Origin of the sequence: Tepidibacter sp. Z1-5 (assembly GCF_037844525.1) — a bacterium.
Lineage (GTDB): Bacteria > Bacillota > Clostridia > Peptostreptococcales > Peptostreptococcaceae > Tepidibacter_A.
In genome coordinates this window covers 1-8,006 of sequence record NZ_JBBMMD010000007.1, presented here as the reverse complement: position 1 = coordinate 8,006, position 8,006 = coordinate 1, and the positions used below count along the sequence as shown (strand labels likewise).

At 29.2% G+C, this 8,006-nt stretch carries 5 protein-coding genes and 1 rRNA gene; 2 read left to right on the top strand and 4 right to left on the bottom strand.

Going from position 1 to position 8,006, the window contains the following annotated elements:
• Positions 1 to 22 precede the first annotated feature (22 nt).
• Positions 23 to 490: a transposase gene (locus WJW32_RS01900; protein WP_445330193.1), complete on the top strand. Its 468-nt coding sequence runs from the start codon at positions 23 to 25 to the stop codon at positions 488 to 490.
• A gap of 358 nt (positions 491 to 848) precedes the next feature.
• Here the strand turns inward: WJW32_RS01900 and nrdG are convergent, their stop codons facing one another.
• The 3 genes from nrdG to WJW32_RS01885 all read right to left on the bottom strand — a co-directional run bounded on the left by nrdG (position 849) and on the right by WJW32_RS01885 (position 5,653).
• Positions 849 to 1,385, bottom strand: a complete 537-nt coding sequence (gene nrdG, locus WJW32_RS01895; RefSeq protein WP_340254160.1) for an anaerobic ribonucleoside-triphosphate reductase activating protein — start codon at positions 1,383 to 1,385, stop codon at positions 849 to 851.
• A 14-nt stretch (positions 1,386 to 1,399) separates the two neighbouring features.
• On the bottom strand, positions 1,400 to 3,754 hold the full coding sequence (locus tag WJW32_RS01890) for an anaerobic ribonucleoside triphosphate reductase (RefSeq protein ID WP_340254157.1): 2,355 nt from the start codon (positions 3,752 to 3,754) through the stop codon (positions 1,400 to 1,402).
• Positions 3,755 to 4,123: 369 nt separating this feature from the next.
• Positions 4,124 to 5,653: a cobyric acid synthase gene (locus WJW32_RS01885; RefSeq protein WP_340254154.1), complete on the bottom strand. Its 1,530-nt coding sequence runs from the start codon at positions 5,651 to 5,653 to the stop codon at positions 4,124 to 4,126.
• A 334-nt stretch (positions 5,654 to 5,987) separates the two neighbouring features.
• On the opposite strand from WJW32_RS01885, the gene WJW32_RS01880 reads away from it, so the two are divergent.
• On the top strand, positions 5,988 to 7,169 hold the full coding sequence (locus WJW32_RS01880; RefSeq protein ID WP_340254152.1) for a pyridoxal phosphate-dependent aminotransferase: 1,182 nt from the start codon (positions 5,988 to 5,990) through the stop codon (positions 7,167 to 7,169).
• 747 nt (positions 7,170 to 7,916) lie between these two features.
• Here WJW32_RS01880 and rrf read toward each other — a convergent pair.
• Positions 7,917 to 8,006 (bottom strand): 5S ribosomal RNA (gene rrf / locus WJW32_RS01875); the annotation flags it as partial.

Sequence of the window (8,006 nt, the reverse complement as noted above, 5' to 3'; positions counted from 1 at the left end):
TAAAACTGCTAGGGTATATGAGATTCCAAACACTGTTAGGAATAGGATTATAATAGTTCAAATACTAACAAAACAAGGAAGATTTAAATACTCTCACCTTATCACCAATATCCCTAAAAAAGAAATGAATGCTGTAGAACTTTTTAAATATTACAATCAACGACAAACTATAGAAGCTTTTTTTAAAATGGCTAAGAATGTTTATCACATTAGAAACCTTAGAACTACTAAGTTTTATAGAATATATGCTTTTCTGTGGATGGTTTTTATAACTCATAATCTTATTGTATTATTTAAAGAAACATTATTAAAAGATACCCAACTGAAAAATATAGGCATAGGAGACTTAGTGAAAAAAGTAGGAAATGTAAAAGGATTTGTAAAGCGTACTTTCAATGAAATAATTGTAGATATTCCGACCGTAACTAAAGTTGCAAACCTTATTGCTAACGCAATATGTAATCCTTCGTATGAGANTCATTACAAATAATGGTAATGAATTAATTACCTTTGTTTCTTTTTGTCTTTTTTGAAAACAACATATATTTAAATCCATTTCATATCTAAGAAACATATTAAAAAACAAATGGCATTAAAATGTTAGCGAATGATTTAAATATTTTTGTATAAAACTTGAATTACAGCGTTTGAATATCCGTTAAGAAAGTTCTTTGTTTGACTGTAAGGGAGTTTAAGAACTTTTAGGATATTTTATAAAGCAGAGTCTGTAGTTTTATTAAAACGTTGACTAAGTAGCGTTATTTTAATGAGTGTCATTTTTGATTTAACCGGATATTTAAGAGTCATATAATTCTCTTAAATATAAAAGCGAGGCTTAAGCCTCGCTTTTATTTTGCTATATCCATATCTTCATTATAATCCACATGAAGAACAGCCCTTTTTAATTGTAATGATTTTTTCACATCTAATATTCTCTGATTTGATGATCCTCTATACTTTAAAAGCATACTTTTCTTAGATTCTACAAATTTACCATCTATTAATACATCTATCTCATTCAATAGATTCTTCCATTTGAAATATCTTTCATTTTTAATATCTGTCAACTGTTCAAATGTATATCCACTATAAGCCCAAATATCTAGTCCTAGCGTTCTCGCTTCCTTGCATATCTTTACAAGGGCATCTGGTTGTTCAAACGGGTCTCCTCCACTAAGAGTTATACCCTTTTGTAGTCTCAAATCTTTTAGAGTATCTATTATTGATTCTACTTCAACCTCAAACCCTCCACAAAAATCATGAGTTTGCTTGTTGTGACATCCTGTACAGTTATGCTTGCACCCTTGGGTCCATATTACAGTTCTAAGTCCAGGTCCATCAACTATGCTGTCGTATGTCACAGAAGATGCTAGTCTTAATTTCATAATATCACCCCTTTTTAATTATGTTTTACTCGATCTTTAACCTCAGCTCTTTTAGCATCATTAAATCTATCTACAGTACCAACTAAATATCCTGTTATTCTTCTTATTCTCTCAAAGTGTATACCATCTTCTCCGTCTTTTCTTCCGCAAGCTGGACAAACATCATCTATAACTCCATTAAATCCACAAACAGGATCTCTATCAAGCGGATGATTTATACTTCCATATCCAATTCCAGCTTCCTTCATAGCTCTTACTATACTTTCAAACGCTTCTATATTATCTGATGGATTTCCATCAAGCTCTATATAACTTATGTGTCCTGCATTAGTAAGCGCATGATACTTAGCTTCTTTTTCTATTTTTTCAAATGCAGATAACTTGTGATAAACAGGTACATGGAAAGAGTTTGTATAATAGTCTCTATCTGTAACTCCTTCTATTTCACCAAATTCTTTTTTATCTATTTTAGTGAATCTTCCACTTAATCCCTCAGCTGGAGTTGCTATTAAAGAGAAATTCAATCCATATTTTTCACTAGCTTCATCCATTTTATCTCTCATATATTTAATTATCTCAACACCTAATTCTTGAGCATAATCGCTTTCTCCATGATGCTCTCCTATTAATGCTTTTAAACACTCAGCAAGTCCTATAAATCCAATTGTCAATGTTCCTTGCTTTATAACTTCTCTTAAATCATCTTCCCAAGATAATTCTTTAGATCCAAGCCATACACCTTGTCCCATTAAGAAAGGGAAGTTTTTAACTTTTTTGTTTGCTTGTATTTCAAATCTTTCAAGTAATTGATCTATTACTAAATCTATTTTTTCTTGAAGTTCTTTATAGAATCCTTTTATATCAGTCTCTTTATTTTTTAATATTCCATGTTTTATTCCCAACCTTGGAAGATTGATAGTTGTAAACGAAAGATTTCCTCTACCTGTAACTATTTCCTCTCCACAAACATTTCCAACTACTCTTGTTCTACATCCCATATAAGTAGCTTCTGTTTCAGGATGTCCTTCTTTATAATACTGAAGATTAAATGGAGCATCTATGAAACTGAAATTTGGAAATAGCCTCTTTGATGAAACTTTACATGCTAGTTTAAATAAATCGTAGTTTACATCTTCTTTATTTAAATTTATACCTTCTTTTACTTTGAATATTAGAATTGGGAATATAGCTGTTTCTCCATTTCCAAGTCCCTTTTCTAAAGAAAGTAATAAGTTTTTACTCACCATTCTTCCTTCTTCACTTGTATCTGTTCCGAAGTTAACGCTTGAAAAAGGAACTTGAGCTCCTGCTCTTGAGTGCATTGTATTTAAATTGTGTATAAAAGCTTCCATTGCTTGATAAGTTTTTCTATTTGTCTCTCTTAAAGCTTCTTTACTTGCAAATTTTTGTACCTTTAAGCATGTTTCTTCATCTAAAACATATTCTTTAATTAATTCTTGTTTAATTTTATTGTTTATTTCTTCATCTATAGTTAAAGAAATTTCTTTATTTAAAGATTTTTCTATTTCATTAACTCTATCAGTTATAATTTTTATTTGACCTTCTTCAATATCTTTTTCTATACTTATAGCTTTATATATATTTTCTATATATGATCTTTTAAATGTCTTTTTCACTCCATTTGCCAATCCATAATCGAAAAACGGTATACTTTGGCCTCCATGTTGATCATTTTGATTCGATTGAATAGCAATAGCTGCAAGAGCAGAATAACTTAGTATATCTTGTGGTTCTCTCAAATGACCATGACCTGTTGAAAAGCCACCTTCAAATAATTGAGATATATCTATTTGACAGCAAGTCAATGTACCCATATTTAAAAAGTCCATATCATGTATATGTATATCTCCCATCTCATGTGCTTTTGAATGATTCGGCTTTATGACAAATTGTTTGCAAAATTCCTTAGATACAGCACTTCCGTACTGAAGCATAGTTCCCATAGCTGTATTTCCATCTATATTAGCATTTTCTCTTTTTATATCTGCATTATCTGCATCTGAAAAAGTTATTTCTTTTATAGCTTGAATTAATCTTGTCTTAGAATTTCTTATTCTACTTCTTTCCGCTCTGTATAATATATAAGATTCACTAGTTTTTGCATGTCCATTTTTTATCAAAGTTTTTACAACAGCATCCTGCACATTTTCCACAGTCGGAACTTGTCCCATGTATTTTTTAGTTAAAAGGCTTAGTGTTTTATCTGCTAATTTTTCCGCTATTTCGTAATCTGCTGTTTTTCCTTCTTTTTGTGCAACTTCACTAGCTGCTAAGAATATAGCTCTTGCTATTTTTTCTTTACTAAAACTAATTACTCTGCCGTCTCTCTTTTTTACATTTTCAATCATACCACTGCCCCCTCATACATCATGTTGTACATTTTTATTTTATTAACACTATATATAGTGTTATGAATCAAAAAAAATACCCTTTAACCTCGTTAAAGGGTCTTTCGTATATTTGCTATACTTAGATTATCAAAATTAATCAAATTAGTCAAACCAGCTCAAAGTATTGAAATTACAAGTTCATTTTTTTGAAACCAAGTATTTATAATGGGTCTATTTTTTATGAAATTTTTCATAATTTTTTTATAGGGCAGTTTATATTTCTTTCCAGTTCATCTATATAATTTTTTAAAACAGTTGTTATTACACATGTAGACAACCCAGACAATTTATCCGAAAGCAAAAAAATTCTAAAACTCCATTTAGATACTATTCCTCTCCTCTTAATATAGAGTATATTTTATCTATATCTATGTTTGATCTTACTATATTAGCTAATTTATCGTATTCCTTCTCTTTAAATTCTTTAAATGATGTAACTTCACTTTGTATTTCATCTAACCCTCTAGTCTTTCTTATATTATTTAATAATCCTCTTGTAAAACTTATATTATCGAATATCCCGTGTATATAACTTCCCGCAACATTGCCTTGTAAATTTATAGCACCTTCTAATTCATCAATATTTTCATTCATTCTTTTAATCATTTTATTTAAACTTCTAGATTCTTTTCCAACTACACTTCTTCCCATATGTATTTCATAACCCTCTACCTTAATTCCTTCAAGTGAAGATAACAATCCTCTTACATTATTTTGAACAACAGCCTCTACTTGTGTAGTTATTTTTGCTCCTTCAAATGTAGTTTCTATGTCTAAAAGACCTATTCCATCTATTTCTTTTATTCCACATTCAATTCCCTCTGGGTCATATAATTTTTTTCCTAAGATTTGATATCCTCCACAAATACCAAATATAAGTTTTCCTTTTTTATGCAAATCTTTTATTTGTCTTTCAAGACCACTTTCTCTTAAATAAATAAGGTCTTCTATTGTATTCTTACTTCCAGGTATTATTAGTATGTCTGGATCACCTATAGACTCACCTTTCATAACATATTTTAAGTTAACATCTTCTTGAGTTTCAAAAACATTCAAATCTGTAAAGTTAGAAACATGTGGCAAATATAAAACCTCTACATTAATATCTCCACTTTCCTTTGATTTTTGGTTTCTAAATCTATCTGTCAGACTGTCTTCATCTTCTATTTTAAGATTACTATAAGGTATAACACCAAGAACCGGAACCTTAATTATATCTTCAATCATTTTTATTCCTGGCTTTAGTATTTCTACATCTCCCCTAAATTTATTTATTATAACTCCCTTAACTCTTTTTCTTTCCTCTTCTGTTAAAAGCAGCATAGTTCCTGCTAATGATGCAAATACTCCACCTCTATCTATATCTCCAATTATTATAACAGGTGAATCTGATAAATTTGCCATTCCCATATTTACTATATCATTTTCTCGTAAATTTATTTCAGCAGGACTTCCAGCTCCCTCTAAAACAACAACATCATATTCATTTTCTAGTTTGTCATATATATCTTTTATCATATTTGAGAGTTGCGGTTTAAATTCATGGTAAGTAACAGCATCCATGTTGTCATATACTTTTCCATTTATTATAACCTGAGATTTTTTATCTGTTGTAGGTTTTAAAAGTACAGGATTCATTCTAACATCAGGCTCAATCCCTGCTGCTTCTGCTTGAAAGACTTGAGCTCGCCCCATCTCATCTCCGTCTTTCGTTATAAATGAATTAAGAGCCATATTTTGTGATTTAAAAGGTGCTACACTTAACCCATCTTGCTTAAATATTCTACAAAATGCAGCTGTAAGTAAACTCTTACCTACATTAGAAGCTGTCCCTTGAAGCATTATTGATTTTCCCATTGTTTATCCCCCTCATATTTTATGTTTTTATACTTATTTAAATTAGGTATGTAAATATTAACATTTTTAATTTAGTCAACTCAATTATATTATAACTTATATAAATTAATATGTTTATATGTTTCATGCTTAAAAATCTTTATTTAAAGATTTTGATTGCTTTATTTATTTTATCCGAAAGCTAAAAGTTCTAAAACTCCATCTGAATTAAGTTTCGCTTTATATAGCTAACAAAAATATGCATATATGCTTTTGTTAAAGATAAAATAATATTATATTTAATATATTATTATGCTATAATTTATTAAACTAAATCCTAACGAGGAGTGATTAAATGCTTTCTAATAAATTAAAAAACATAACACCATCTTATACTATAGGTATAAGCTCTAAAGTGGCTAAGCTTCAAGAAAAAGGCCTTAATATATCTAATTTAAGTATAGGTGAACCCGATTTCAATGTACCTACAAAAGCAAAAGAGGTAGCTATCGATGCTGTAAATAATAATAAAACTAAGTATGATAGTATTTCAGGAGTTAATGAATTAAAAGAAGAGATTGTTAAAAAGTTAAAGAACGAAAATAATGTAGATTATGATTTAGATGAAATAGTTGTTTCAAGCGGAGCAAAGCACGCTATAACTAATACTTTGATTTCAATATTAAATCCTAGTGATGAGGTTTTAGTTCCTAAACCATACTGGGTTAGTTATCCTGAAATGATAAAATTATGTTCAGGAGTGCCGGTTTTTGTAGACACTGATAAAAAAAATAATTTCAAGATAACTGTATCCGACATAAAAAAACATATAACTTCTAAAACAAAAATGTTATTTATATCTAATCCATCAAACCCTACTGGAGCTATTTATACAAAAAAAGAGCTTGAGGATATTGTTGATATATGTATAAAAAACAATATATATATATTATCAGATGAGATTTATGAAAAAATATCTTATGAAGATAATTTTGTTAGTATAGCCTCTTTATCTGACGAGGCTAAAAATATAACTATAACTATAAATGGTTTTTCTAAATCAGCTGCTATGACTGGTATGAGAGTTGGATATTCTGCTTCTAATAAGACTATCGCTAAGGGAATTTCTACAGTTCAAGGACATTTAGTTTCACATCCATCTACTATATCCCAATGGTGTGCATATGGAGCATTAAAGTACTGCTCAAGCGATATAGATGATATGGTCAAAATATACAAACAAAAAAGAGATCTGGCTATAGATATGCTATCTAAAATAGACTTTATAGATTACATATATCCAAAAGGTGCTTTTTATATGTTTATCGACATTTCTAGTTTAAAGTCTAAACTTGATTATAAAGATAGTTTTTCAGTTGAATTTTGTGATAAGCTTTTATCTAACAATAATGTAGCAGCAGTTCCTGGAATAGCATTTGGAATGGATGATTATATAAGAATTTCATATGCTTGTAGTGAGGAGAATTTGATTAATGGCATTAAAGGTATTGAGAAATTTATAAAGTCTTTGATATAAAACTCATTTTCAAGTTAATATATATTATTTTTATCTATGTATCTAACTTAACTCAATAATAACCTAAAAAAAATAATACTCATCAAAATATCGCTCATATATTAAATATTTCTATAAAACTAAGCATTACAGTATTTAAATATCCTAAAAGTTCTAAACTCGCTACGCTCAAACAACGAACTTTATTAACGAATATTTAAATACTGTAACACAAGTTTTATAGAGAAATATTTAAAAATTCGCTAACATTTTAATAAGCATTATTTTTTTATTCTGTGACTGCTATCGCAATTTCTATATAATAGTTACTACTTAAAGCGATAGCTTCATTTCTATATATATTTTCTATTAATACAATGAGCTTACACTCCTTGACTGAATCTAAGTATTCTTATCTCTTCTATATAAATCTTATCTCTTCAAGTAGCAACGTAATCTTTTTTTCTCTAAGCGTTAATTTTTTTCACTAATATGTTTCTAATTATCAACACTACTAAAAATGAGCCTTATCAAAATGTTAGCTACTTTTGGGTTAATATTTTACTATAATACTTAGGTTGAGATGTTGAAATATACGTTAAAAAACTTCTTATGTCTGACCGTAAGGGAGTTTAAGAAGTTTTAGTATATTTCATAAGGCTCAGCCTTAGTATTATTAAAATATTGACTAAGTAGCGGTATTTTAATAAGGCTCATTTTTCGATTAACCACTATACAAAGATTAAAAAAGCGCATAAAAAAAAGATTACGTGGCTACGTCCTACTCTCCCAGGGGGCTGCCCCCCAAGTACCATCGGCGCTAAAGAGCTTAACTTCTGTGTTCGGAATGGGAACAGG

Bases quoted from the DNA above. Each gene is read 5' to 3' on its own strand.
- nrdG (WP_340254160.1), bottom strand. From the start codon at position 1,385: ATGAAATTAAGACTAGCATCTTCTGTGACATACGACAGCATAGTTGAT.
- WJW32_RS01890 (WP_340254157.1), bottom strand. From the start codon at position 3,754: ATGATTGAAAATGTAAAAAAGAGAGACGGCAGAGTAATTAGTTTTAGT.
- WJW32_RS01885 (WP_340254154.1), bottom strand. From the start codon at position 5,653: ATGGGAAAATCAATAATGCTTCAAGGGACAGCTTCTAATGTAGGTAAG.
- WJW32_RS01880 (WP_340254152.1), top strand. From the start codon at position 5,988: ATGCTTTCTAATAAATTAAAAAACATAACACCATCTTATACTATAGGT.